Annotated in this window: 24 protein-coding genes and 1 riboswitch; of the genes, 9 read left to right on the plus strand and 15 right to left on the minus strand. The window is 71.1% G+C overall.

Features of this window, described 5'->3' with window-relative positions; genetic code table 11:
* The gene (locus tag P2L57_RS40355) at nt 1-417 is read right to left on the minus strand and encodes an amidase family protein (RefSeq protein ID WP_275818998.1); all 417 of its coding nucleotides are present in this window, start codon (nt 415-417) and stop codon (nt 1-3) included.
* 331 nt (nt 418-748) lie between these two features.
* Between P2L57_RS40355 and P2L57_RS27870 the strand changes: the two genes are divergently transcribed.
* Together P2L57_RS27870 and P2L57_RS27875 are read left to right on the plus strand one after the other, a co-directional pair.
* Nucleotides 749-1309 carry a SigE family RNA polymerase sigma factor gene (locus P2L57_RS27870; protein ID WP_275818911.1) on the plus strand — a complete coding sequence of 187 codons (561 nt, stop codon included), beginning with the start codon at nt 749-751 and terminating at the stop codon, nt 1307-1309.
* Complete coding sequence (locus P2L57_RS27875; protein WP_275818913.1) at nt 1306-2160, plus strand: hypothetical protein; 855 nt, start codon at nt 1306-1308, stop codon at nt 2158-2160. The genes P2L57_RS27870 and P2L57_RS27875 overlap by 4 nt, the downstream gene beginning before the upstream one ends.
* Before the next feature lie 45 nt (nt 2161-2205).
* Here P2L57_RS27875 and P2L57_RS27880 read toward each other — a convergent pair whose 3' ends face one another.
* On the minus strand, nt 2206-4107 hold the full coding sequence (locus tag P2L57_RS27880; RefSeq protein ID WP_275818915.1) for a transglycosylase domain-containing protein: 1902 nt from the start codon (nt 4105-4107) through the stop codon (nt 2206-2208).
* 316 nt (nt 4108-4423) lie between these two features.
* Between P2L57_RS27880 and P2L57_RS27885 the strand changes: the two genes are divergently transcribed.
* Entirely contained in the window at nt 4424-4810 is a 387-nt protein-coding gene (locus P2L57_RS27885; protein ID WP_275818917.1) for an MmcQ/YjbR family DNA-binding protein, read from the plus strand.
* Nucleotides 4811-5148: 338 nt separating this feature from the next.
* On the opposite strand, the gene P2L57_RS27890 is transcribed toward P2L57_RS27885, so the two are convergent.
* From P2L57_RS27890 to P2L57_RS27930, 9 genes are all read right to left on the minus strand, one after another.
* Nucleotides 5149-5616, minus strand: coding sequence for a hypothetical protein (locus P2L57_RS27890; protein WP_275818919.1), 468 nt, complete (start codon nt 5614-5616; stop codon nt 5149-5151).
* On the minus strand, nt 5613-5936 hold the full coding sequence (locus tag P2L57_RS27895) for a winged helix-turn-helix domain-containing protein (RefSeq protein ID WP_372515960.1): 324 nt from the start codon (nt 5934-5936) through the stop codon (nt 5613-5615). The genes P2L57_RS27890 and P2L57_RS27895 overlap by 4 nt, the downstream gene beginning before the upstream one ends.
* Before the next feature lie 173 nt (nt 5937-6109).
* Nucleotides 6110-6577, minus strand: a complete 468-nt coding sequence (locus P2L57_RS27900) for a hypothetical protein (protein ID WP_275819006.1) — start codon at nt 6575-6577, stop codon at nt 6110-6112.
* Nucleotides 6578-6626: 49 nt separating this feature from the next.
* Nucleotides 6627-6881 carry a hypothetical protein gene (locus P2L57_RS27905; RefSeq protein ID WP_275818921.1) on the minus strand — a complete coding sequence of 85 codons (255 nt, stop codon included), beginning with the start codon at nt 6879-6881 and terminating at the stop codon, nt 6627-6629.
* Nucleotides 6882-7199: 318 nt separating this feature from the next.
* Nucleotides 7200-7372: riboswitch (M-box (ykoK) riboswitch) on the minus strand.
* 53 nt (nt 7373-7425) lie between these two features.
* Complete coding sequence (locus tag P2L57_RS27910; protein ID WP_275818923.1) at nt 7426-8478, minus strand: serine hydrolase; 1053 nt, start codon at nt 8476-8478, stop codon at nt 7426-7428.
* Nucleotides 8475-9560, minus strand: a complete 1086-nt coding sequence (locus tag P2L57_RS27915; RefSeq protein WP_275818925.1) for an S-(hydroxymethyl)mycothiol dehydrogenase — start codon at nt 9558-9560, stop codon at nt 8475-8477. The genes P2L57_RS27910 and P2L57_RS27915 overlap by 4 nt, the downstream gene beginning before the upstream one ends.
* 38 nt (nt 9561-9598) lie before the next feature.
* Complete coding sequence (locus P2L57_RS27920; RefSeq protein ID WP_275818927.1) at nt 9599-10654, minus strand: alpha/beta hydrolase; 1056 nt, start codon at nt 10652-10654, stop codon at nt 9599-9601.
* Between the two features lie 381 nt (nt 10655-11035).
* Entirely contained in the window at nt 11036-12061 is a 1026-nt protein-coding gene (locus P2L57_RS27925; RefSeq protein ID WP_275818929.1) for a rod shape-determining protein, read from the minus strand.
* A gap of 175 nt (nt 12062-12236) precedes the next feature.
* Nucleotides 12237-12602, minus strand: a complete 366-nt coding sequence (locus tag P2L57_RS27930) for a nuclear transport factor 2 family protein (protein WP_275818931.1) — start codon at nt 12600-12602, stop codon at nt 12237-12239.
* 134 nt (nt 12603-12736) lie between these two features.
* On the opposite strand from P2L57_RS27930, the gene P2L57_RS27935 reads away from it, so the two are divergent.
* The 3 genes from P2L57_RS27935 (at nt 12737) to P2L57_RS27945 (ending at nt 17212) form a co-directional block, all read left to right on the plus strand.
* A complete protein-coding gene (locus tag P2L57_RS27935) occupies nt 12737-15559 on the plus strand; it encodes an ATP-binding protein (protein ID WP_275818933.1) in 2823 nt (940 codons plus the stop codon).
* A gap of 204 nt (nt 15560-15763) precedes the next feature.
* Nucleotides 15764-16765: an alpha/beta hydrolase gene (locus P2L57_RS27940; RefSeq protein WP_275818935.1), complete on the plus strand. Its 1002-nt coding sequence runs from the start codon at nt 15764-15766 to the stop codon at nt 16763-16765.
* A 243-nt stretch (nt 16766-17008) separates the two neighbouring features.
* Nucleotides 17009-17212 (plus strand): cold-shock protein, encoded by a 204-nt coding sequence (locus P2L57_RS27945; protein WP_275818937.1) that lies wholly within the window; start codon nt 17009-17011, stop codon nt 17210-17212.
* A gap of 91 nt (nt 17213-17303) precedes the next feature.
* Here P2L57_RS27945 and P2L57_RS27950 read toward each other — a convergent pair whose 3' ends face one another.
* Nucleotides 17304-17912: a lytic transglycosylase domain-containing protein gene (locus tag P2L57_RS27950; RefSeq protein ID WP_275818939.1), complete on the minus strand. Its 609-nt coding sequence runs from the start codon at nt 17910-17912 to the stop codon at nt 17304-17306.
* A 36-nt stretch (nt 17913-17948) separates the two neighbouring features.
* Nucleotides 17949-18437 (minus strand): hypothetical protein, encoded by a 489-nt coding sequence (locus P2L57_RS27955; protein WP_275818941.1) that lies wholly within the window; start codon nt 18435-18437, stop codon nt 17949-17951.
* 225 nt (nt 18438-18662) lie between these two features.
* Here P2L57_RS27955 and arfB point away from each other — a divergent pair, with 225 nt between their 5' ends.
* Nucleotides 18663-19091, plus strand: coding sequence for an alternative ribosome rescue aminoacyl-tRNA hydrolase ArfB (gene arfB, locus P2L57_RS27960; protein ID WP_275818943.1), 429 nt, complete (start codon nt 18663-18665; stop codon nt 19089-19091).
* A gap of 18 nt (nt 19092-19109) precedes the next feature.
* Here the strand turns inward: arfB and P2L57_RS27965 are convergent, their stop codons facing one another.
* On the minus strand, nt 19110-19583 hold the full coding sequence (locus P2L57_RS27965; protein WP_275819002.1) for a flavin reductase family protein: 474 nt from the start codon (nt 19581-19583) through the stop codon (nt 19110-19112).
* 532 nt (nt 19584-20115) lie between these two features.
* On the opposite strand from P2L57_RS27965, the gene cdgB reads away from it, so the two are divergent.
* On the plus strand, nt 20116-21744 hold the full coding sequence (gene cdgB / locus P2L57_RS27970) for a diguanylate cyclase CdgB (RefSeq protein ID WP_275818945.1): 1629 nt from the start codon (nt 20116-20118) through the stop codon (nt 21742-21744).
* A 110-nt stretch (nt 21745-21854) separates the two neighbouring features.
* Nucleotides 21855-22739 (plus strand): carbohydrate-binding protein, encoded by an 885-nt coding sequence (locus P2L57_RS27975; RefSeq protein ID WP_275818947.1) that lies wholly within the window; start codon nt 21855-21857, stop codon nt 22737-22739.
* Nucleotides 22740-23278: 539 nt separating this feature from the next.
* Here the strand turns inward: P2L57_RS27975 and P2L57_RS27980 are convergent.
* A complete protein-coding gene (locus P2L57_RS27980) occupies nt 23279-24196 on the minus strand; it encodes a 1-phosphofructokinase family hexose kinase (RefSeq protein ID WP_275818950.1) in 918 nt (305 codons plus the stop codon).
* Nucleotides 24197-24236 lie beyond the last annotated feature (40 nt).

The raw sequence follows: 24236 nt of genomic DNA on the forward strand, positions 1-24236 counted from the left end.
TCACCGCCGGCCTGGCCGAAGCCCTCGTCGACCGCAGAATGACGCGGGCACCCGGATCGACCCGGCCTGGTCGGCTCCCAGTGCCATGTCGGCCTCGCCGGTGACGACGACCACCGCGCTGCCGCTGGACGATCCGCCCGCGGAGTACCCGCGCCGGTGCGGGTTGTGCGTTGGTCCATGCCGCCCGCTGTGGCTGCCGCCCGACAGGCAGAAGTACTCGCAGTTCGTCCTGCCTACGATTTCGCCACCGGCTTCGAGAACGCGGTGGACGTCGGTCGCGTCGGCTGGCGCAACGAAGCCGTCCAGCAGACCGGAACCGTTCATCATCGGAATTCCGGCGACCGTGATGCGGTCCTTGACCGCGATCGTCCTGCCCGCGAGCGGCCCCGAGGCGGCGCCCTTGATGCCGGTCTTCACGTACCAGGCGTTGTGCGGGTCCTCGTCCGCGCCGGGGACGTCATGGTGGATAGTTCGTGCATCGCCGGGTGCTTCCGGGCGCGGTGGCGAGGACCCGCCGGGGCGGCAGTAGTCGGCGCGCCACGGGCAGTGCCGTGCCGAGGACGGTGGCGGTGCGAGGGGAACGAGGGCCGCGCAATCGCAGCCGAACTCGCCTTTCGCAGCAGACCGGTTGAACCTTCGCGTCGTGACGCACATCACGCCATCCGGTTACAACCGCCGCTTCCCAGCCCGCGTTTGGAAGGGGTGCGGTGGCCGTCGTTCCCCCCACAGGCGGCCAGGGAGGAGCGGTGTGCGCCGTAGCGAGAGGGAAATCCGGTTCGAGGAGTTCGTGGTGGCGCGGTCCGCGGCGTTGCTTCGCCTGTGCTACCTGCTCACGAACGACCGCGGCCTTGCGGAGGACCTGCTGCAGACCGCGTTGGCCAACTGCTTCCGGCACTGGGATCGGGCGCTGTCCCAGGGACGGGAGGAGGCGTATGTGCGGACCGCGATCATCAACTCGCACGTCAGCCGGGGGCGTCGGCGCAGGGTGCAGGAGATCCTGACCCTGCACCTGCCGGAGACCGGGGGCGAGGAGGCGACGGACGCGGTCAACGACCGCGATGTGCTGCGCCGGGCGCTGGCCAACCTGGCGCCGCGCACCCGGGCGGTGGTGGTGCTGCGGCACTACATGGGACTGACCGAACAGGAGGCCGCGCAAACGCTCGGTTGTTCGGTGGGAAACGTCAAGCGGTTGGCGAACCGTGGTCTGAAACAACTCCGCCTCGCCCTGGGCAGTCAGGAGACGGCGGCACCGGCGGACTGCCCCGTCCAGGACCGGTCCCGGCAGCTCGCCCAGGGGAGGGCGCGATGAAGGCAGAATCCGAGCGGTTCGCGGAGGAGTTGCGGTACGGGCTGGTCGAGTTGGCCGCCGGGTCCGGTCCGCCACCGGCGGACCTCCAGGCCCGGGTGCGGGCAAGAGTGGTGGCGTCCCGGCGCCGCCGTACCGGGGTGCTCGCCGGCTGCGCCGCCGTATGCGTCGGCGCGGCGCTGACGTTCGGGGTGACCCGGGGCGGAGGGACGGGTTCCGGCCAGCAGGCGCAGCCCGCGGCGCAGGCGCCGCCAGCCCCCGCCGTGACCGGTGCGCCCGCGGCCCCGGCACCAGCCGGCCCGCCATCCGCCAGCCCCGCCGGAGAGCTCCCGGACTCCCTTGCACAGCTGTGGAACCTGGCGGCCGGCACCACCCACACCGATGTGCGCGTACTGCACCGGGACACGCTGGACGGCAGGTCGATCCTCCTGGTCCAGGGGCGCCAGCCGGACGGCCAGACTCGTGTGGCCCTGCTGAGTGCCGCTCTCAACCAGGGCAACCGACCGACCGGCGCGGGGACTTACGTCCTCCTGGACCGCGCGGCACGGGGTGGGCCGTCGGTGCCCGTGGCGGTGACGTTCCTCGCCAAGCCGACCGGCACGCGCACCATCGTGGTGCTGCCGACGGGCTGCACCGGTCAACTGCGGCTCACCCAGCAGCCCGGCGGTGAACGGATCGACTGGAAGACGGACTTCACGGGCGAGCTGGTGCTCAACGCGCCGGTCCTGTCGTCGGGGCAGGCGGTGGCGGTCAGCTGCGAGGCGGCGTCCGGCGCCTCGACCTCGGTGCTGAGGTTCACCGGTTCCGCGCGGACGGGCGAGGGCAGCATGGTCAGTCTGCTCACCGGCGACTGACCATGTCGCGCCTGCGCCGCCGCGCGCCGGTCCCGTGGGACCGGCCTAGAGGCGCAGCGCCGCCAGGAAGGCCGTCCTGGCCTGCGCGGGCAGCCCGTCGCCCGTGATGGTCCGGCGGCCCGCGACCCCGGCCAGCGAACGGGACTTCGGATCGGGTTTGAGGTCCGGTCCGTCGCGGAAGACGGCGATCGCCGTGGCCAGTTGCTCGCTGGCGCCTACGGACCAGGCGGAGTCGTCGGACAGCGACTCGCCGGTGGCGCCGCACTCCCCGGGAGCGCCGAACGCCAACGGGCCGGACGCGTGATCGGGGGCGGGACGGGCCGCCACCTTGCACAGCAGGGCGTTGGTCTGTGCGGCCGCCCCCTCGTCCAGGGCGCGCGTCGAGTGGTTCCGCGGACGGTACAGGGCCGTACCGTGCCCGTCCGACACCTCGGCCAGCAGGTGCGGGGCGGTCCGTACCCCGTGGGCGGCCAACGTGGCGTACGCGTCGACGATGTCCAGCACATGGGGGGAGACGTCGCCGGTGAGCAGCCCGTCGGTGGACGACAGCCCCAGGGTCCTGTCGGGTATGCCGAGCCGGACCACCGCCGCCCTTATCGCCTGGGCCCCGGCCCGGTGGGTGCCGGTGTCCAACGCAGTGCTGTCCGGTGAGAGGGCCCCGTCCGCCAGTCCTCCGGTGAGCGGCTCACCGTCCGCGGCCAGGATCCCGGCCGCGACCAATGGTTTGAAGACCCGGCCCGCCGGGACCGCCGACTGGGTCACGTCGTTGAACTCGCGGCGGTTGAAGTCCCGGCCGCCGTACAGCGCGATGATGGCACCGTCCGAAGGCCGTACCGCGGCGAAGCCCACCCGTACGTCGGCGTCCACGGGCCGGCCGGACGAGAGCTGGGAGAGGATCTTCTCCCGCACCGCCTTGACCGCCGCCTCCTCGGCCGGGCGCTGCACCGTGGTACGCACCCGCAGGCCACCGGTGGCGACCTGCTGCTCGGATATGCCGTTCGCGTTCAACTCGCCTGTCGCCAGCGCCATGAGATAGGGCGCCTGGTCCCCCGACGGATGCTGCCGTACGGGCTGCAATCGCGGGAAGGCCAGCCGCCGCGCCCGGTCGGCGGGGAGCCAGCCGGAGGAGACCATGCCGTTGACGACGTATCGCCAGCGGTCCTTGACCACTGGAAGCAGCTCGGGGCGGGCCACCGGGTCGTAGGAGCTCGGCGCCTGGATGATCGCGCCCAGGTAGGCGGCCTGGCTCTCGTCCAGCGCGTTCACGTCCCGGCCGAAGTACGCCTGGGCGGCCGCCTCGATGCCGTAGGCGCCTCGCCCGAAGTAGATGGAGTTCAGGTAGTCCTGCAGGATCTGGTCCTTGCTCCGCTCGTTGTCCAGTTTCATGGAGATGAAGAGTTCGTCCAGCTTGCGGGTCATGGTCCTGGAACTGCTCAGGAACGCGTTCTTGACGTACTGCTGGGTGATGGTGGAGCCGCCCTGCAGGGCTTTCCCCTGGACGTCGGCGATGAGGGCCCGGGCGATGCCCTGCGGGGAGACGCCCGACTCGTTGTAGAACTCCCGGTCCTCGGCGGCGAGTACGGCGTGCCGTACGGACAACGGAACCTGGGCGAGCGGCACATCGCGCCGGCTGGTCACTCCCACCGTGCCCATGACCGACCCGTCGGCGTAGGTCACCACGGTCGCCTGCCGGGTGACGTCCTGGTCGGGGTCAGGGATCCGTACGTTGAGGTACACCACGACGCAGACCCCGGCCAGCAGCAACAGGGGGCCGAGGACGAGTCCGGTGAGGAGCCGCGGCGAGGGGATCCAGCGGCGGAAGCCGTGCTTGCCCGCTCGTGGGTAGTCGATCAGCCGACGCCGCCGGGCGGGGAGACGTCGTCGGCCTCGGGTCCGGTCCGGCGGTGGGGGCGCCGTGTCGGTGGCGGTGCCCTCCTGGGTCGGCACTGCGGCTGCTGGGCTGCGGCGTCCGCGAACGGACTGAACGGACCGCGGTTTGTGGGGCATACGTATGGCCGTTTCCGTTGTGCGGGCTCTGTGGCCCACTGCTGTCACCTCCTAAGAACGCGGTGCGTCCGGTCGTGCGGGACATCGGCGCGGAAATTGACCGGAGGATTCCGAGGTGCCGGGAGCGGAGGGATCCCGCCGTCCGCACCTGCGTCGGTTTACGGGCGCGCGGCTGACGGGCGCGCGGCGACGACCGCGTCGACGCCGGGCCGGGCCTAGCATCGGCCGGGACTGGATCCGCTGATGGGAGGTCGTGATGGACGCGGGGTTCGACGCGCTCAAGACGTGGGAGGCGGTGCGCGAGTTCGCGCTGTCGTTGCCGGAGACGCGGGAGGAGTTCCCCTGGGGTGAGTCGGTCGCCAAGGTGAACAAGAAGGTGTTCGTCTTCCTGGGCTCCGGCGACGGTGGCCGTGCGCCCGGCTTCACCGTCAAGCTCACGGACGAGGACGTACATGCCGATGCCCTCGCCGCCCCCGGTGCCGAGCCCGCCGGATACGGGCTGGGCAGGTCCGGCTGGGTGACGGTGCCCCTCCGGGAGGGGACCCCGGCGGTGGAGGTGCTCTGCGACTGGATCGCGGACAGCTACCGGGCGGTTGCCCCCAAGCGCCTCGCGGCCCGGCTGGATGGGTCGCGCCCCGAGTAGGCCCCGGCCAGATCCGGCTGGTTCTCCGCTGCCGTCATGCGGTGCGGGTGGAGATCCGATTCCGGAGACGAATTCCGTAGTGTTCGCTAAAGAAATGGGGTACGCTGATTCTGTAGCGATCACTAGCGAGGGGGAGGGGTGCGGTCATGGGTGCGTCTACGAGTGCGCTTATGGGGAAGGCGGCACTGGTCACCGGCGACGGCAGGGGGATCGGGCGGGCTGTTGCGGAGCGGCTCACACGAGACCAGGCGCGGGAGCGGACGCCCTTGGCGTCCGGCGGTGGATCCGGCGACGGGCGGCCGCAACTGCCGGTCAACTGGCCGCGGTGGCACCTCCGTTCACCGGTGGTCGCGTGCCGCGTCCTCCAACATCCTTGCCACCGAAAGCCGCAGATCGAAGTGGCGAGCGATCCAGGGCGCGTCGTAGCCCTGCGTGGCGAACACCCAGGCGACATGCAGGCGGTTGAGACTCGGCGCGTCGGGGCCGCAGAGCGTGGCGTCCAGGGCGTCCGCGGGGAAGCCGGTCAGTGTCGTGGCGGGGAACCATGACTCCTCTGCCGTGGCCAGGACCGGTTGCAGTACACGGGCCGTGGCGCGCCGACGCCGTCGTACGGCGCCGAACACGGCGACGGCGGCGATGACCGCGCCCGCCACGGCGGCGACGGCGAACACCCCGCCGAGCGAAAGCCCTTCCGGGCGTGGAAGGAAGGCCTGCGCCATCAGTGTCATTCCGGCCACCACCATCCCGGCCCGCGACGCCGTCACCAAGGTGATGCCCGGCATGGCGCGACTCTCACGCGCGTTCATCGCCGTTCATCACCGGTCGGGGGAACGGTGGCGGGGGTGAAGCTGTAACCGACCTGGCGAACCGTGGAGATCAACTGCCGGTGGTCCGAGCCGAGTTTGCGCCGGAGGCGAGCGATATGCACATCGACGGTACGGGTGTCGCCGACCGTGGGCTGGTTCCATACGGCGGCGATCAGCTGGGCGCGGCTGTGCACCCGGCGGGGGTGCGCGACCAGATGCGCGAGGAGTTCGAATTCCAGATACGTGAGTTTGAGTACCCGGCCGCTGATCGACGCCACACGGCGCTCACTGTCGACGCTCAGGCCAGGGGCTGAGGACACCTCGGGAACGGTGGAACTCTCCACGAGGCAAGCTGACTTGGGTACCGGCCGGGGCGCTTCGGGCGCTGGGACGGCCCGGAAGGGGGGTATGAGAACGGCGCGGCGGCGGTGGGCTCGGGGGTAGCGGACGGGCATCTGTGCTCCTTGGGCGCCCTTGGGACTGGCGGGACGGTTCAGCCGGCTACGGCACGGGACCGGGGCGGGGACGGAGGATCCACGTCCGCCGCGCTCCAGCGCACATCGTGGACGCCCGGCTGCAGGAAGAGCCGGGAGACCAGGGGCTCGACGGCCGGAGCGGGCGCCCCGTGCACGGTGACCGCGGCCCGGAACTCGACGGTGCCATCGACGTGCCGCGCACGCAGCCCTTCGTAACGCAGGCCAGAGGTGGCCAGGACATCGCTCAGCAGCGCGCGGACCCGGACCTCCTGGCGCACGTCGCACACCAAGTGCACGGTGACGGCGCTACGTTCGCATGCGCCGTGCGGCAGGGACGCGGTGCGCGCGGCCGGCCGCAGCGCGGTGACGACCGGGCTGTGCAGCGGCGAGTCGGCGATCCGGTTGAACGCGTCGGCGAAGAAGCGCCGTAGCCGGGCGGCCGTCGCGGTACGCAGGAAGCGGGCAGTGGTGATCGTCACGGTCATGCTGATGACACCTCCCGAAGAGTTCGGAGAGATCAAAGGAGGAAAAAGGTCAGTGGGAAGCGCGCGCTGCCGCTTCGGTGATGCGACGGGCAGCCGTCGACGGCAGTTCGGCGAACCGCGTCAGCCAGTGCGCGTCGTACCCCTGGCGGGCGAGGACGTACGCGGCGTGCACGAGCCGGTCGTAGACCGGGCCGCCGAACCCCGTGGCCGTCGAGGGTGGCGTGTCGAGCAGGTAGTCACGCTCAACACCGTCGAACAGCGCGAGGCGGACGGTGGGCGTACGGCGAAGGGTCAGTACGGTCATGGAGGTCACCTCCAGGAAGGGGGACGCGAGGGCATGACGGAGCCCCCGCAGCGCGCGGGACATCGGTCAACTGCGGTGCGAACCGAGCCGTGACCGGAAGCCGACGTCGGCTAACGGAATGTGGAAGGGCGCGCGGAACGCGGCGCCGGACACGGTGGGTACGAACGCGGAGCGGGCCAGGGGCGGGGCCGACTATGGCCCGGACTACTCGGCGTAGTGCTACTGCGATCCATGTCTGTCGCCTCCTTCCGGCCGGGGCCGCGCGTCATGCGCGTCATCATCGACTCGGCAAGGAGCGGACCGGCCCGTCGACCGACCGGCTCACCCCAACTCGTCAGAGCTTTGGCACTTCACGGCGTAATCCCCCGGCAGGGGCAGCCACTTGGGGTCACCCCTTAGGCCGGGGAGACCTGTCCTGATCCGGAGCGTCTCTCGACGGGTGGGATCAGTGGCCTGTGTCCGTGAAGACGCCTCACCGAACGAGGTGCCTCCTGTGGAACCACCCGCAGTATAAGCAGCTACTTGCGTATCGACGCAAGTAGCGTCAGGAGCGCGTCAATGCCCGCACCATGTGGTCGTTCCAGACCGGCGTGCTGACCAGCGACCGCCGCTGGGCCGCGTCAAGCTCCTTGAGGAAGACCGCCATCACCGCCGGCGCGCCGCCCGCGGGAGGCCGCACGGCGTAGACCTGAGTCAGCGTCCCCGGTAGCGAACCGCCCTTGGCCAGGACGTCCTGGTACACCTCCGCGTTGCCCGGAACATCGCGCATCGGCCAGCTCAGAACGGCTCGGGCGAACGACAGCGGGGCGCCCTCGGCCGGGCTGTCCACCACGGCCTGGAACAGCCCCACCCACTCCCGCGGCGTACCGGCGCAGGTACGGCGCAGCGCCCGTGGCCCCAGCCCACCGGAGGGCAGGAACGGCAGCAGCCGGTGCCAGCGCCGCGGGCGCTCACCGATCCGGTCGTAGTACCCGGCCAACTCGTCGGCCGGACAGCGCACCGCGCGGAGAGCGAAGGGCACGGAGGTGGCGACGAACTCCCCGTACCCGGAGGGGACCGGGTCCTGCGCGGTCATCGCGTGGCGGCGTGCCAGCGCCGCTGTCGCCGAGCCGCCGCCGACCTGGCGCCACAGGTACTCGGTGGAGGCGTTGCACGACGCGCTGATCATCGCGTCGGCGCATTCGCGCACGCTGATCAGCGCGTCCGATGGCGTGCGGCCGTAGGCCCTGCGATACGCGCCGCCGTCCGTCCCCGGCAGCCGGTACCGGCGGACGGCGGCGAGCGGAACGCGTTCCTCGGGGTCGATCCGGCCCTCGTGCACCGCCTCCGACAGCGTGCACAGCACCAGCACCTTGCGGACCGAGGCCAGCGGGAACTTCGCGTCCGCGTTGCGTTCCTCCTCGACGGTCCACCGGCCGTCGCTGTCCCTGCGGCTGAGGAAGACCCCCGCGTGCTCGCCCCGTTCCCGCAGGAAGGCGCCGAAGTCCGCCGTGTCATCGGTGCCGGCACGTCCGGACCGCCCACGCCACCACCGGGCCGCGTTGAGCGCCAGTACGGCGAACCCGAGCGCGGTCAGCCACGGTATGCGCGGTCTCACAACAGCACGACCGAGCGCAGCACTTCGCCCTTCGCCATCTTGTCGAACGCCGCCTCGACACCGTCCAGCGTGATGGTCTCCGAGACGAACGCGTCGAGGTCCAGCCGCCCCTGGAGATAGAGGTCGATCAGCATCGGGAAGTCGCGGGACGGCAGACAGTCCCCGTACCAGGAGGACTTGAGCGCTCCACCGCGTCCGAACACATCCAGCAGCGGCAGTTCCAGCTTCATCTGCGGGGTGGGCACCCCGACCAGGACGACCGTGCCCGCCAGGTCCCGGGCGTAGAAGGCCTGCTTGTAGGTCTCCGGGCGGCCGACTGCCTCGATCACCACATCGGCGCCGTTGCCATCGGTCAGCTCACGGATCGCCTCGACCGGGTCCTGCGCACGGGAGTTGACGGTGTGCGTGGCGCCCAGCCGGCGCGCGGTGGCGAGCTTGTTGTCGTCGATGTCGACGGCGATCACCTTGGCCGCACCGGCGAGCCGGGCGCCCATCACGGCCGCGTTGCCGACGCCGCCGCAGCCGATCACGGCCACCGAGTCGCCACGGGTGACCCCTCCGGTGTTGATGGCCGCGCCGAATCCGGCCATCACCCCGCAGCCGAGCAGCCCGGCGGCGCCAGGGGAGGCGGCCGGGTCGACCTTCGTGCACTGCCCGGCCGCCACCAGCGTCTTGTCGGCGAAGGCCCCGATGCCGAGCGCGGGGGACAGCTCGGTGCCGTCCTCCAGGGTCATCTTCTGCCGTGCGTTGTGCGTGTTGAAGCAGTACCAGGGGCGGCCGCGCCGACAGGCACGGCACTGGCCGCACACCGCACGCCAGTTGAGGATCACGAAGTCCCCGGGCGCGACCTCGGTGACGCCCTCGCCCACCGACTCCACGACGCCCGACGCCTCATGGCCGAGCAGGAACGGGAACTCGTCGTTGATGCCGCCCTCGCGGTAGTGCAGGTCGGTGTGGCAGACGCCGCACGCCTGAACCCGTACCACCGCCTCACCGGGGCCAGGGTCCGGCACGACGATCGTCTCGATCCGCACCGGCTCACCCTTGCCGGGGGCGATCACACCACGTACCCGCTGTGCCATGGGGTTCCCCTTACCCTGCCCGTCGGTTGTCTCCCCCGTCAGCGTACGTAATCGATCACGGGGAATCGCGCGGACGGGCCGTTGAACAAGCCATCGCCGGTGCCGCCGCGCAGCCACTCGTCGAAGAACGCGGTGGTGTAGGCCTCTTGGGCGGCCACCGCCTGGCCGGGGTCGACGGTGCCGATGTTGTCCCGCACGGTGCTCGCGGGCAGCTGGAGCCGGCGGCCGATCTGCGGCAGCAGCGACTCGGCGTCGGTGAACGAGGCGTGCTGGCCGCCGCGCAGCGTGAGGTCGCGGTGCCAGCCGGGGCTGTGGCGCCACAGCAGGCCCCAGGACGGCACGGTGTGGCGGTCGTTGCCCTGCATGCCCATGAGCAGGAACGGCTGCTTCAGCCCGGCCTGGGCGACCGGGAAGGGGTTGCCGGGGGTGTGGTCGCCCTGCTCGTAGGCGAGCACCCCGTCCAGGTCCGCGCCCGCCTTGAGGCGCGGGTCCTCATGCATCGTCTCCAGCGCCGCCATGCCGCCGGAGGACTGGCCGAACATGCCGATGCGATGCGCGTCGAGGGCGCCCGCCAGGCCGGCCGGCAGCGCACGGTGCTCGGCGTCCGGGTTGCGCCCGGCGGCCAGCGCGTCAACCTGGTCCAGTACGAAACGGGTGTCGGCGACGTTCACCGCGACCACCTTCTTCAACAGGTCGGTGATCGCGCCCTGGTCGCCCTTCGTCCCGGCGAACTCCTGCGGCAGTACGGACCGCTCGACCTGGCCACCGGGGAACTGCACGGCGGATGCGTCATGGGTGTGGTCGACGGTGATCACGATGAAGCCGCGCGAGGCGAGATCGTCGGCGAGGGTGGTGCCCAGCGAACGCGGGTCCAGGACTCCGGGCTCGTAGAGGACCACCGGCAGCGGGCCGCCGCGCCGGTCCACCGGAGCGCCTTCGTGCGCGTGGGAGCGGGTGGCCGCCCAGTCGACCCGGCCCTTGGGGATGCCGCTGAAGTTGTTCAGCGCGTCGAACCCGGCCGCCTCGCCCGGCAGCATCTGCGGCGCGAGCGGGTACCGGTCCCCGTCCCGTGCGGGGTAGCGGACGCCCACCATCAGTTCGCGGTGCGGCTGCGAGGCGACCCAGGGTCGTGCCGTGACCGGTCGACCAGGTGCAGGGACACGGTGCCGACCTGGTGGGGCCGGTGGGTTCGGGCAGTACCACCTGGTCACCGGCGGCGGTTGCCGGGGGCGCGGCGAGGGCGGTGACCGCCAGCGCGGCGCCGAGCAGCAGTCCGGCGCGCCGTCCGCGTGGCCTGGGGAGGGTGGTGGAAGCGTTCATGGGGACCCCCTGGTGCGGTGCGAAGACGTGATCAGGATTTCCGGTCTCCGCGCGCCGGACCATGGGGCAGCCAGGCAGGGTTGGGGTGGGGCTTTCCTCACCGGGGCATCCCCTGGGGGCGGGCCGTCACCCCGAACGCCCGCCCCCGCGCACCGTCAGCGGACCGGGTCGAAGGCCATCGGCCGTACCCGTCCCTCCAGCATGGCCCCCAATCCCCGTACCGCGCAGCCGTCAGGGTTGTCCGCGACGCTGACCGGCATCCCCGTGGCCGCCCGCAGCATGGAGTCGAGGCCCGGCATCAGCGCGCTGCCGCCGGTGAGCGTGATGCCCCGGTCGGCCAGGTCGGCGACCAGGTCCGGCGGGCAGCGGTGCAGTACCGAGCGAAGGCCGTCCAGCACCGCGTTCAGCGGGGTGCGGACCGCCAGCCGTACGCTCTCGGAGTCGATGAGCACCGAGCGCGCCATCCCGCTGGCCGCGTCCCGGCCGTGCACCTCGGTGCTGCGGATGGCCGTGCCGTCGGCGCCCAGCATCTGGTGCAGCGGATGCACTTCCTGGCTCGGGATCATCAACGCGTGGTGGTTGCGCAGGTGTTGGATGACGGCGCGGTCCATGACGTCGCGGCCCACCGGGATCGTCTCGGCGGCGACGATCGAGCCCAGTGACAGGACCGCGACCTGTGTGGTCGCGGCACCGGACATCACGATCATCGTCGCCTCGGGCTTCTCGACCGGCAGCCCGCACCCGACGGCGGCGGCGATCAGGGAGTCGACCAGTTCGACCCGGCGGGCCCCCAGCCCGGCGAGCGTCTCGATGGTGGCGCGCTGGGCGAGCGGTTCACTGCCGTGCGGTACGCAGACGGCGGCGCGCAGCACCGGCTTGAAGCGCCATGCCTTGCTGAGCTTGTCGCCGATGAGCGCCCGCAGCATGCGCTGGGCCATGTCGATGTTGACGATGATGCCGCCGGTGATGGGCCGCACGACCCGGATGTGCTCGGGGGTGCGGCCCGTCATGTGCTCGGCGTCGGTTCCCACGGCGACGAGCGAACCGGTGCGGCAGTCCACGGCGGCCACACTGGGCTCGTCGACGATCAGGCCGGTGTTCTTCAGATAGACCCTGGCCTTGGACGCGCCGAGGTCCACGGCGACGGTACAGCGGCGCAACTGGTCGAGGCTGACGGTCATGGGCGCTTCCTCCCCTGGCTGGCTGATACGCCAGATATGTACCCAGATAATCAGCTCATCCGGGGTCAGGTGTGCCGTGTCGTACACCGGTTGGCGGAGGCTGCTCGGAGGGATCCGCCCAGATGGCCCGTCGGCCCTTCGGCCATCGGTTGCCCGAGGTGCCGCTGACGGCAGATCAGGCAGCCGGGACCTTGTCCAGGAAGCCGTGCACCGTCTGGATCCTGCCGTCCGCCGAGACCGCCGCCACATCGAAGCCGACGACCAGGGCCTCGCCGTCCGCCGGGCCCAACTCCCAGGTGAAACGGGCCAGATGGTGATGGGCGTCAATCGCTCCGCCGAGCCGGAAGACCAGACCGGGGAACTGGGCCTGGACCGCGCCGATGGTGGCGTCGAACGCCTCGCGCCCCTCGGCGACCGCCAGCGGGTCCACATAGCTGCCGTCCTCCGCCCACAGCGCGTCCAGCTGCGCACGGCGAGCGGCCGGGTCGGTCTCGTTCCAGACGGCGATGTAGCGCTCGACGAGGTCGCGGATGTCGCTCATGGTCATCTCCTCCTGATGGGTGGCGGTGTGTTTCCGCTGGTCAAAACGGTACGGAGGGCGGTCGGCGGAGGAATCCGTCATCGTTAGGTACTTCCGGTATTCGCACGGGTGTTGGGATCAGTAAGCTTCCGTCCATGCCGGGAACGCTGTACGGGAGGGAGCGCGAGCAAGCGGCCCTCGACCGCCTCCTCGGCGCGGCCAGGGACGGTACGAGCGGCGTCCTGGCGCTGCGCGGCGAACCCGGGATCGGCAAGACGGCGCTGCTCGACCATGCGATGGCCACGGCCGCCGCCCAGGGCATGCGGGTGATCCGTGCCGCAGGCGTCGAGTACGAGGCCGAGCTGCCGTACGCCGCACTCCATCTGCTGCTCGCCGCGGGCCTCGACCGGCTGCCCGCGCTGCCGCAGCCGCAACGCCAGGCGCTCGAATGCGCGTTCGGCCTGGCGGCGCCCGCCACCACGGACCGGTTGCTGACCGGGTTGGCCGTGCTGTCGCTGCTCTGCGAACTCGCCGAGGAACGGCCGCTGCTGTGCGTGGTCGACGACGCCCAGTGGCTGGACCACGCGTCCGCCGACGCACTGCTGCTCGCCGCCCGCCGACTCCAGGCCGAACCGGTCGCGCTGATCCTCGCCGCCCGCGAGGGCGAGGGCGGCTTCACCGCGTACGGCCTGCCCGAACTGCGGCTGACCGGACTCGCCGAAGAGGCGTCGGCGAAGCTCCTCGACGGGTACGCGGGCGAGCTCGCCGCCCCGGTGCGCCACCGCGTGCTCACCGAGGCACGGGGCAATCCGCTGGCGCTCACCGAACTGCCCGCCGCGCTGGCCGCCGAACCCGTCGGCGCGCCCGACGTGCCCGGCGCGATCCCACTCACCGACCGGCTCCAGGTGGCCTTCCACGGCCAGGTCAGCAGGCTGCCCGCGGCCACCCAGACCCTGCTCCTGGTGGCCGCCGCGGAACAGACCGGCGATCTGGACGTGCTGCGCCGCGCCGCCGAGACGCTCGGCGCCGGGCTGCCGGACCTGCGCCCGGCCGAGGACGCCGGCCTGGTCCGCACCGCCTTGACCCAGGACGCGGCGCCGCGGTCCCTCACCTTCCGCCATCCGCTGCTGCGGGCCGCCGTCTACCGGCGGGCGCCGCTCGACCAGCGGCTGGCGGTGCACCGAGCGCTGGCGGACGCCCTCGCCGGAGCGATGGACGACGAGGCCGCCGACCGCCGCGCCTGGCACCTGGCACTCGCCGCCCCAGCCCCCGACGAGGCGATCGCCGCCGCACTGGAACAGGCCGCCGTCCGGGCACACGGCCGCGGCGGCCACGCGGCGGCCGCCGCCGCGATCGAACGCGCCGCGCGCCTCACCCCGGACCCCGACACCGCGACCCGCCGTCTCACGCTGTCCGCGGAAGCGGCCATCGAGGCAGCGGAGTTGGCGCGCGCCGAAGCCCTCGCGGAACGTGCCGCCGCACGCCTCACCGAGCCGCTGCACGACGTCGCGGTGCTGCCGGGCGAACCGCGACTGCGCGATGTGCTGGGCCACGTACGGGCCACCGCGCGCTTCCTGCAGGGCGACTTCCCCGCCGCGTACCGCCTGCTCGTCGACGGCGCCGACCAGGCGGCCGGGCGCGACCCCCGGCAGGCCGCCCGGATGCTGATGCAGGCCTTCCACGTTGCCTGGTACCTCGGCGATCGCGAGCTCGGCGAGGTGGTCGACCGGCTGCAGCGGCTGGAGCACCCCGCGGACGACCCGGTCACGCCGTTGGTCGGCTACCTCGTCGCAGCCACCGCGCCGGTCCTCGGCCGCCGCGCCGAGCCCCTGCCGCCGCTCGCCGAGACGGTGGCCGCCGCGCAGGCCAACAGCGCGCGGGTGCCCTGGGACGTGGTCCAGGTGTGCGGGGCGTCGCTCATCCACGGGCGGGACGCGGAAACGTACCGGCTCGCCGCCTCGCTCGCCGCCGACTCCCGCTCGCGCGGCGGCTTCGGACAGCTGCCCACCGTGCTGTTCTTCCTCGCCGAGGCCGAACTCTTCCACGGGCGGCACCGCGACGCGCTGGCCAGCGCCACCGAGGCGCTGCGCATCGCCCGGGACACCGGACAGCGGCAGTGGACCAGCCAACTGACCGGCTTCCTGGCCTACTTCGCGGCCATCGAGGGAGACGCCGACACCTGCCGCCGCTTCGGTGACGACTCCCTCACCGACACCGGTGCGGCCCCCGGCGCACAGGTCTTCATGGCCCCGGGTGCGCCGTGGACGCACTGGGCGTTCGGCCTGCTCGACCTGGGCGCCGGGCGTGCGCAGGAGGCGCTGAACCGGCTGGAGCCCCTGGTCGGCGGACCGATGCGGCATCATGTCTCGGCCACCCGGGCCGTTCCCGACCTCGTCGAGGCGGCGGTGCGACTCGGCCGTCCGGAGCGGGCCAGGCAGCCCGCCGAGCGGTTCGCCCGCTGGACCGCGCTCACCGGGCAGCCCTGGGCCGAGGCGCTGGACCTGCGCTGCCGGGCGCTGCTCGCCGACGACGCCGCCGACCAGGAGGCCTGGTACACCGCCGCGCTCGCGGCGCACGAGGACCCCGGCGGCCCGGCCCGCCCATTGGAGCAAGCGCGCACCGCCCTGCTGTACGGGGAGTGGCTGCGCCGCGGTCGGCGTAAGGCGGAGGCCAGGCCGTGGCTGCGTACCGCCGTCGAGACCTTCGAGCGGCTCGGCGCCGAGCCGTGGGCGGACCGGGCCCGAACCGAGCTCGGTGCCACCGGCGAGTCCGCGCCGCGCACCCGGGGGCCCGGGGTGCTGGCCGCGCTCACCCCCCAGGAGCTGCAGATCGTCCGGTTGGCCGCACGGGGCCTGTCCAATCGCGATATCGCCGCGCAGCTCTTTCTCAGCCCACGCACTGTCGGGTACCACCTCTACAAGGCCTACCCCAAACTCGGCGTCAGCTCGCGCGGCGAGCTCTCGGCCCTGGAAGACTGATCAGATGTCACCCTGTTGTCACGGACGGTGACGGATTGGGAGCTGTCACCTGGCTATCACCCCCCTGTTTGTCGGCTGTTACGAACCTATGACGTAATTCATGGAGGAGGACGGGATCCGTACGGGCGTTTTCTGCATCTCACAAAGGGCAAACGACCGGCCCATGGACCCGTTAGGAAGCACGATTCGGTGGAGCGACCCTTGATGAAACGTTGGCTGACCGCGGCTGTAGCCCTGATATCCCTGGGCCTGGTCGCCGGCTGCAGCGACGAAGGCGACCCGGTGTCGTTCGGCAACGCGAACCCGAGTGCCGCGGGCTCCGCGGCGCCGAAGCCGGACAATCCGAACTCTCTGGCCCTGATGCCCACCGGTCCCGCCGCGGACTTCAAGGTGCAGCGGACCGTTGAGGCCGCGGACAACACCAAGATAGGTGTGACCACGTACCACGGTGCGAAGTCCGGCTTCACCGGCAAGGTGTGGGTCTGGGCGCCGCCGGCGTACTTCCAGAAGGAGAACGCCAACAAGGGCTTCCCGGTGATCATCGCCCTCCCGGGTGGTGAGGGCTGGCCGACCAACTACTGGTTCGGCGCCGACCTGAAGCTTCAGGAAGACTTCTACAAGTGGTCCCAGGAGAACAAGGCGCTGCCCTTCATCCTGGTGATGCCGGTGATCAACCCGGACAAGCGGTACCACGACTGCAGTGACATACCCGGTTCCGAGAAGATGGGCACCTGGCTCACCCAGGACGTGCCGGACCTGGTGAAGCAGAACTTCCGCACTCTCAAGACCCGCGACGGCTGGGGCTTCATGGGCTCGTCCTCCGGCGGCTTCTGCGGGCTGAAGAGCGTGCTGCAGTACCCGAACACCTTCAAGGCCGCGATACCCAGCGGACCGGACATAGTCCCGGACTCGCCGCTGTGGCACGGCGACCAGGCCGCGATGCAGGCCAACAACCCCCAGTACCTGGCCAAGCAGCTCGCCAAGAAGGGCGGCCCGGACGTTTACCTGGGCTTCCAGGTCGGCACCACCGAGAAGGCCGACATGGTGAAGGTGAAGCAGTTCATCGAGCAGTACGGGCACGGTCCGGTCCACACCCGCCTTCAGGTCATCGACGGCGGCGAGCACAACGCACGCAGCTACACCCGGGGCATGGACGAGGGCACGATCGAGTGGATCAGCCAGCACATGCAGGGTCCGAGCGCGTGATCGGCTGACCGCTCCGCTCACGGCGCCCCGGGGACTCGCTCCCGGGGCGCCGTGCCGTTCGCCGCCGTCGAACAAGTGTGTTACCGTGGGCGGCGTTGCAGTTGTGGTTCCCATGAATGATGCGTGCGCCTGCTGGATAGCGGGCGCATTTCTTGTTTTACCGGGCTTTCCCCGGCGGGGTGATCATCACGGCGACGTGGGTCCGCGAGGTGCGGATCCGGTACTGCCCCGAAGGAGACAGACATGGCCACCGGAACCGTGAAGTGGTTCAACAGCGAAAAGGGCTTCGGCTTCATCGAGCAGGACGGCGGCGGCGCCGACGTCTTCGCCCACTACTCGAACATCGCCGCCCAGGGCTTCCGCGAGCTGCTTGAGGGCCAGAAGGTCGAGTTCGACGTCACGCAGGGCCAGAAGGGCCCGCAGGCGGAGAACATCCGCGTCATCTGAGCCCCGTCCGGCACCCGCCGGAACAGGCGCCAGCGCAACAGCAGGGCCCGCACCGTCCACGGTGCGGGCCCTGCTGTCGTGCTACGTGCCGTCAGCTCTTCGGCGACGGGCTTGACGACGCCCCGATCTGCTTCGCGTAGGTCTGCGTGTACTTCGGGATCAGCGCCTCGATGCGGTTGACGTAGTTCTGCGTCTCGGGGATCTGCGGGATGCCCCCGGCCTTGAGCACCGCTCCGGGGCCCGCGTTGTACGCGGCCAGCGCCAGCTGCGCGGGGTCGCCGGGTATGCCCTTGACCTCCTTGAACAGATGGCACATGTAGGCGCCCTGCGCCGGGATGGCGTCGGCCGGGTTCCACACGTCGGCCTTGCCGTCGCCCGTGTAGTCCTTGCCCCACTCCGCCCAGGTGGACGGGTAGAACTGCGCGATGCCCTGTGCCTGGCCGGAGTCCGCCTGAGGGTTCCAGTGGCTTTCCGCGTCGAGTTGCGCGGCCAGCATCGGAACGCTGAGCTCCGGGCAGGACCTGGCCGCGGACTGAACGGTCGCCAGATACTGGTTGGGGATGGTGGGCAGCGCGGGTGGCCGGGTCAGCCACCAGATGATGCCGAGGGCGGCTCCGACGACGAGCACCGCCGCGAGGGCCAGTCCCACCAGACAGCCTCGGCGACTCGCCCTGCCGGAGCGCCTGGTTTGTATCTCCATGTAATTCCACCGTAACGGGAGGTTCGTGCTTCCCCTCTATACACGGGGAAATCGGGCCCGCAGGTTCCACACGGCGGGGTTGTCGGCGAGGCCGTCGTGCATGTCTACCAGGTCCGCCAGCACATCGTGCAGGAAGTCCCTTGCTTCGCGGCGCAGATCACTGTGCCGTACCGAGAGGGGCGGCTCGTCCTCCAACCAGTCCGCGGTGATGTCCACCCAGCCGAAGCGCCGCTCGAAGCGCAGCCGCTCGGTCGACTGGGTGAAGTCCAGCTCGGCCCGCTGCGGACGGGCGGCCCGGCTCCCCATCGGATCGCGGTCGAGCTGTTCCGTGATGTCGCACAGCGCCCAGGCGAAGTCCAGCACCGGCACCCATCCCCAGGCTGTGGACAGCTCCCGGTCGCCCTCCGCCAGGTAGACGTCGCCGCAGAACAGGTCGTGCCGCAGCGTGTACACGTCAGCGGTCCGGTAGTCGGTCTGCGGCGGGTCGGGGAACCGGCGCGAGAGGGCGTATCCGAGGTCGATCACCCCGGAATCCTAGGCGCCGTCGGAGGGGACCCGGACTCCGCCCGCGGTCTGCCTTCGGTACGGAGCTGGCCGTGCATCGGTGCAGGGGTTCGGTGCTCGTTGGTGACGCGACGGTTGTCGTATCGGTCTCGGTCCCGCGCCCCGCACGGGAGGGTGGTGCCGGGGCCTGCCGTGGGCAGCGTAAAACGGCGTGACGGAACCGCCGTTACCGGGGACCATGGAGTCATGTCCGGGCCACTTGTCATCCGCGGTTCGGTCTCCGTGCCGGAGGCCGAGCTGATGTGGCGTTTCTCGCGCTCCTCGGGACCCGGCGGGCAGCACGTCAACACCAGTGACAGCCAGGTGGAGTTGCGCTTCGACCTGGCGGGCACCCAGTCGCTGCCCGCGGTGTGGAAGGAACGCGCGCTGGAGCGGCTCGCGGGCCGCCTGGTGGACGGCGTAGTGGTGGTACGGGCCAGTGAGCACCGCTCGCAGTGGCGCAACCGGGAGACCGCCGCGGTACGGCTCGCGGCGCTGCTGGCGCAGGCCGCCGCGCCGCCGCCCAAGCCGCGCCGTCCGACGAAGATCCCGCGCGGGATCAACGAGCGCCGGTTGCGCGGCAAGCGCGAGCGCGGCGAGCTGAAGCGCGGCCGCAGCGAGCGCGGCTGGGATTGACGCCGGGCCCGACCGAGGTCAGCCCAACTGGTGGTAGCGGCCGCGGAAGTACGTCAGCGGCCGGCCGTCCGCGCTCGGTGTGCGGGCGGTGAGCACCTCGGCTATGACCAGGGTGTGGTCCCCCGCGGGCACGCGCTGGGTCGTCCGGCACTCCAGGACCGACAGCGCGCCGCCGATCAGCAGGGCTCCCGAGGCGCCGCCACGGGTGTACGGGATGTCGTCGAACAGCAGGCGGTCGCTGATGCGGCCGCGCATCGCGAAGCGGCCCGCGACATGCCGCTGGCTCTCGCTGAGCACCGAGACCGCCCAGTAGGGCTGGCGTTCCAGCAGGTCGTCCATTCGCGAGTCCACCCGCACGCTGACCAGCACCAGCGGCGGTTCCAGCGAGACCGACAGGAACGCGGTCGCGGTCATGCCGACGTCCTCGCCCTGCACCCCGTCCTCCGGGTCGTGCGCGGTGATCAGCGTCACGCCCGACACGAGCCGTGACATCGCGGCACGGAACTCGTCGGCGGTCGCCCGCGGATCACCGGAGCGCGGCTCGGCCGGGCTCACACGCTCGTCGGGGTTCGGCACGCCTCCAGCATGAGGGATGTCCGCGGCCGGGGGGATGGCTGTCACGGTCTGCTCGGGGGATTCCTGGAACACGTACCAAACGGTAACCGGGGGTTGCGGTCCGCACATCGGGCGAGCGGACCATCTGCGATCCGAGTAAGGACCTAGGTCTTCGGTGGTCTGGTGTCGTACGCTCCGGACACAGTTTCCGGCCGGCCGTCCGGTATGTAGCGTTCCGACCCCAAAGTCTTGCGCACGAAACCACTTACCGTGCCCAACTTTTGACAGAGGGCTGTGACCTCAGTCACAAGGAGGGGGAATTGTTGACCCTGTGTACCTGCTGGGCTGCTCGCTGTGATTCAGTTGCGGTGGCAATCGGACGATAAGAAATCGCGAACAGACCAAGGGATTAACAACCGAGGAACGCAAGAAGTACGAAGTGGAACTCGTCGAGGCTCGGGGGAGAGACATGGACACGGAGTCGGAGCCGTACGTCCGCCTCGCGACTCTGCGCCAGCTGCACCAGGTGGTCGCCGACCTGAACACGGCCCGCAGTCTGGCCGACACCCTGCAGGCCGTCGCCGACGGTGTGGTCGGTGGGCTGGGGTACGAGCTGTGCGCCGTGAACCTGGTGCGTCCCGATGGTGATCTGGTCGTCGCCGCGGTAGCCGGAAGCGCGGGCGCCGAGGCGCTGATGGCGGGCCGGGTCGGCTCCCGGGCGTCCTGGGAGCGGCGGCTGGCGATGGGCCACCGCTGGGGCTCGCTGCGCTTCATCCCGTACGACGAGGGCTGGGTGCTGGACGGCGACGACGTACCGAGCTGGCACCGCGAGAGCGGCCCCGCGCCGCGCTTTCCCGACGAGTGGCACCCGCAGGACCGTCTGCTCGCCCCGATGTACGCCACTCCGGCGGGCGGCGGCGAGTTGATCGGCGTGATCTCGGTGGACCGGCCGCGTGGCGGCCGACGTCCCGGCGCCTGGGCCCGTGAGGCCCTCCAGACGTACACCTTCCAGGCGGGCATCGCGATCAGCAACGCCCGGCTGCGCGCCAACATGCAGCGCGCCCTGGTCCGCCTGGAGCGGGAGCAGCAGGCGCTGCGGGCCAGCGAGGAGAGCTTCCGGCAGGCCTTCGAGTACGCCCCAAGCGGAATGGCCATCGCCGAAATGGGCGGTGACGAGCACGGCAAGCTGCTGCGGGCCAATGACGCGCTGTGCCGGATGCTCGGCCGTCCGGCGAACCAGATGCGGCGCTACTCCTTCTCCGACCTGGTGCACCCCGAGGACATCGGGACGCTGCTGCGCACCTCCGCCGAGGGCGGCCGGGCCGAGCTGCGGCTGGGCCGCCGGGACGGTACGTATCTGTGGGTGTCGCTGCGGAACTCGGTGGTGGCCGACACCACCGACGGCCCGCGCTTCCTGCTCACCCACGTCGAGGACATCGAGGAGCGCAAGCGGCACGAACTCGCCCTCGCGCACCGCGCCAGCCACGATTCCCTCACCGGCCTGCCGAACAGCGCCGAACTCCGGGCCCGGCTCAGCTCCCGGCTGTGCTCGCGGCCGTTCGCCGCCGAGGGGCACACCGCCAGTGCCGAGGACCTGGACGAGTTCGGGTACAGCTTTCCGGCGCCGCCCGCGCACCCCTACGACCATCATGTACACGCCATCGAGCCAGATGAGAGCGGCTCGGACGGCGAGGGCGGCGGCAAGGGCCTCGCGGTCCTGTTCTGCGACCTGGACGGCTTCAAGTCGATCAACGACAGGTTCGGGCACCACACCGGCGACGCGGTACTGATCGAGGTCGCCAGGCGGCTGTCCAGCGTGGTGCGGGACGGGGACACTGTCGCCCGGCTCGGCGGCGACGAGTTCGTGGTCCTCGCCGACGGCCTGGACCGCGACGGCGCGCAGGACCTCGCCGTCCGGTTGCGCAACGCGATCATCCCGCCGATCCGGGTCGACGGCCGGGCGGTACGGGTCGGCGCCAGCTTCGGCATCGGCTGGGCGGGGTGCGGGATGACGGTGGAGGAAGTGCTGCACTCCGCCGACCAGCGGATGTACGTGGAGAAGCGCTCGCGCGCCAAGGCGCAGCGCCGGGCGGGTTAGCGGTTGCTGTATGCGAGGACACGCGTTCAGCGACCGGATCGGGGTAGGCTCGCGCGGGTCCAGCAATATCCGGTCCGCGGTGGCCGGACGCAGTGGGAAGTGAGCAGCGGATGACGGCCGGCGGTAACGGCACGCCAGAACCCGAGAACGACGACCCGTTCGCGTACCTGTACCGCGGGGAGGGCGACGAGGCCGCCACACAGGCGGATCGGCGCGGCGTCCCGCGTACCTCGTACCACCAGGTCACCCGGGTCGGCGAGCGGCGCCAGGCGCCGCAGCAGGGCGGCTACGGCTATCCGCCGCCGCAGCAGCAGGCGTACGGCCAGCCGCAGACCCAGCAGCAGCCGCCGCAGTACGCGCCGGCGGAGCCTTCGTCGCACCGCGCCGGCGGTCATGGCGGTGGTAGTCGGGGCACCAACCGGCGCGGCCTGATGCTCGCGGCGATCGCGGTGGTCGTGGTGGTCGCCATCGGTATCGGCATCGTCGCCCTCACCGGCAGCGACAAGAAGGACACCGCGTCGGGCGCCAACAGCAGCCCCGCGCCGAGCACTTCACAGTCGCAGGCCCCGTCGCCGTCCGCGAGCGCCAAGCTGCCAGAGCAGTTCGCTGCCACCATGACCCTCGGCGGCAAAGCGGCGGTCGGCAGCAAGGATCCTGGCGCAACAGGCCCCAATGGCTCGTATGTCACCATGAGCTCAGTCGGTGACTCCGCTACGTGGACTGTGAATGTCTCCCATGCGGGTGCCTACTCGCTTTACCTTGGTTATGGCAATGCGGGCGCCCCTGCCACGGCGACGCTGGCTGTTAATGGAAGCGTCCAGTCGAGGCCTATAAACCTCGATAACTTCACCAAGCAGAGCGACCCGGCGCATGCGTGGACGCACACGTACGCGTACATCGATCTCAATAAGGGTGCGAACACCGTTCAGATCTCATGCGGCCAAGGGAATCAGTGCGCATTCGACCTCGACAAGGTCTGGCTGGAAAGTCATTGACAGCGATCGGTGAAACAGGGTTCTGAAGAATCTGATGGGGCCGCTCGCCGGAGAGATCGGCGAACGGCCCCACTGAGCGTGGTCGAACTTCTCGCTCCGGGGATCGCCCCCTGCCCCAGAGCTACGCATCTGGTTGCCACCCAGAGGGCCTTACCTCTGTAGTTGACGGCGGTCCGGCACATGACCCTACCGCCGGCCGAGATGGCGGTGACTACGCTGTCGCCGGTCGACGCGCCATTCCGCAGGATTGCGGAATGTCCCCAGACGTTGGCTCCCCATGGATTATCGCCGAAAACGCCGCCGCCAACGTAGACATGCCCCCCATGTGCTCTGGTTGGTGGCCGCCGACGCGGAAGACGCGCCGGCGGTCAATCCCAATACGGCTACCAGGGCGGTGGCAGCCAGTGACTTTATTCGCAGTAGCCACTGTCCGCGCGCCGTGCCTGCTGGGATCGCGCCATCAGCTCACTGCGGTCGGGCGGCACGATGTCACCAACTGGCCGGGCCCCTGGAGAGATTGACGGTAGCGCTGCTTCCGCCTACCCCGTGACCTCGACTTGCTCCAGCAGCGCCGCGTACTGCCGAAGGTCGAACTCGCCCGCCGTGGGCGCCAGTACGGTTGCCGCGGACACGGCGACCGCGCGGGCCAGGCGCTGGGGCCAGGGCAGGCCCTCGACGACGGCCGACAGCAGTCCGGCCACCGCGGAGTCGCCCGCGCCCGTCGGATTGCCGGACAGCCGCCTGGGCGGCGCGGCCCGCCAGACACCCCGCTCGGTCACCGCGAGCATCCCCTCGGCGCCGGCCGAGGCGACCACCGCCCGCGCTCCGCGCCGCCGAGCCTCCTGCGCGCCCCGCAACGGCTCGGTGAGGCCGGTGAGTTGGGTCAGCTCGCCGGAGTTCGGCTTGACCGCGTCGGGTCGGGCGGCGATGCCCCGGCGTAGCGCCTCACCGCTGGTGTCGAGCAGCACGTACACCCCCGCCGCCCGTGCGGTACGGACCAGTTCGGCGTACGAGCCGACCGGCAGCCCCGGTGGCAGGCTGCCGCACAGCGCCACCGCCCGTGCGTCGGCCAGCAGTTCGCGGTAGACGCCGGTGAAGGCCGCCCACTCCTCGGAGCTGATGACCGGCCCCGGCTCGTTGAACATCGTGGTGTCGCCGTCGGCACCGTCCACCACGGCGACGGTGCGGCGGGTGTCGCCCGCCACCGTGACCAGCGCGTCGGCCACACCGGGGGCGGCGGCCCGCAGCAGGGCGCGCAGCGCGTCGCCCGTACGGCCGCCGACCAGGCCGGTGACGGTCGTGTCGTGGCCGAGTGCGGCCAGCACCCGCGCGACATTGAGGCCCTTGCCGCCAGGCCGCTCGACGATCTCGCGCACTCGGTGCGTGGTGTGCGGTTCCAGCCGTGGCACCCGGTATGTCACGTCGAGGGCGGCGTTGAGCGTGACCGTCAGGATCATCGCGCCAGCACCCCTGTCTCGATAGGACTCGCCCAGTCTC

It is taken from the genome of Streptantibioticus ferralitis (genome assembly GCF_029223525.1).
Lineage (GTDB): Bacteria > Actinomycetota > Actinomycetes > Streptomycetales > Streptomycetaceae > Streptantibioticus_A > Streptantibioticus_A ferralitis.

Bases quoted from the DNA above. Each gene is read 5' to 3' on its own strand.
- P2L57_RS27930 (WP_275818931.1), bottom strand. From the start codon at position 12,602: ATGAGCGACATCCGCGACCTCGTCGAGCGCTACATCGCCGTCTGGAAC.
- P2L57_RS27920 (WP_275818927.1), bottom strand. From the start codon at position 10,654: ATGGTGGGCGTCCGCTACCCCGCACGGGACGGGGACCGGTACCCGCTC.
- P2L57_RS27935 (WP_275818933.1), top strand. From the start codon at position 12,737: ATGCCGGGAACGCTGTACGGGAGGGAGCGCGAGCAAGCGGCCCTCGAC.
- P2L57_RS27940 (WP_275818935.1), top strand. From the start codon at position 15,764: ATGAAACGTTGGCTGACCGCGGCTGTAGCCCTGATATCCCTGGGCCTG.
- P2L57_RS27905 (WP_275818921.1), bottom strand. From the start codon at position 6,881: ATGACCGTACTGACCCTTCGCCGTACGCCCACCGTCCGCCTCGCGCTG.
- P2L57_RS27915 (WP_275818925.1), bottom strand. From the start codon at position 9,560: ATGGCACAGCGGGTACGTGGTGTGATCGCCCCCGGCAAGGGTGAGCCG.
- P2L57_RS27950 (WP_275818939.1), bottom strand. From the start codon at position 17,912: ATGGAGATACAAACCAGGCGCTCCGGCAGGGCGAGTCGCCGAGGCTGT.
- cdgB (WP_275818945.1), top strand. From the start codon at position 20,116: ATGGACACGGAGTCGGAGCCGTACGTCCGCCTCGCGACTCTGCGCCAG.
- P2L57_RS27885 (WP_275818917.1), top strand. From the start codon at position 4,424: ATGGACGCGGGGTTCGACGCGCTCAAGACGTGGGAGGCGGTGCGCGAG.
- P2L57_RS27875 (WP_275818913.1), top strand. From the start codon at position 1,306: ATGAAGGCAGAATCCGAGCGGTTCGCGGAGGAGTTGCGGTACGGGCTG.
- P2L57_RS27975 (WP_275818947.1), top strand. From the start codon at position 21,855: ATGACGGCCGGCGGTAACGGCACGCCAGAACCCGAGAACGACGACCCG.
- P2L57_RS27945 (WP_275818937.1), top strand. From the start codon at position 17,009: ATGGCCACCGGAACCGTGAAGTGGTTCAACAGCGAAAAGGGCTTCGGC.
- arfB (WP_275818943.1), top strand. From the start codon at position 18,663: ATGTCCGGGCCACTTGTCATCCGCGGTTCGGTCTCCGTGCCGGAGGCC.
- P2L57_RS27965 (WP_275819002.1), bottom strand. From the start codon at position 19,583: ATGTCACGGCTCGTGTCGGGCGTGACGCTGATCACCGCGCACGACCCG.
- P2L57_RS27890 (WP_275818919.1), bottom strand. From the start codon at position 5,616: ATGAACGCGCGTGAGAGTCGCGCCATGCCGGGCATCACCTTGGTGACG.
- P2L57_RS27980 (WP_275818950.1), bottom strand. From the start codon at position 24,196: ATGATCCTGACGGTCACGCTCAACGCCGCCCTCGACGTGACATACCGG.
- P2L57_RS27900 (WP_275819006.1), bottom strand. From the start codon at position 6,577: ATGACCGTGACGATCACCACTGCCCGCTTCCTGCGTACCGCGACGGCC.
- P2L57_RS27925 (WP_275818929.1), bottom strand. From the start codon at position 12,061: ATGACCGTCAGCCTCGACCAGTTGCGCCGCTGTACCGTCGCCGTGGAC.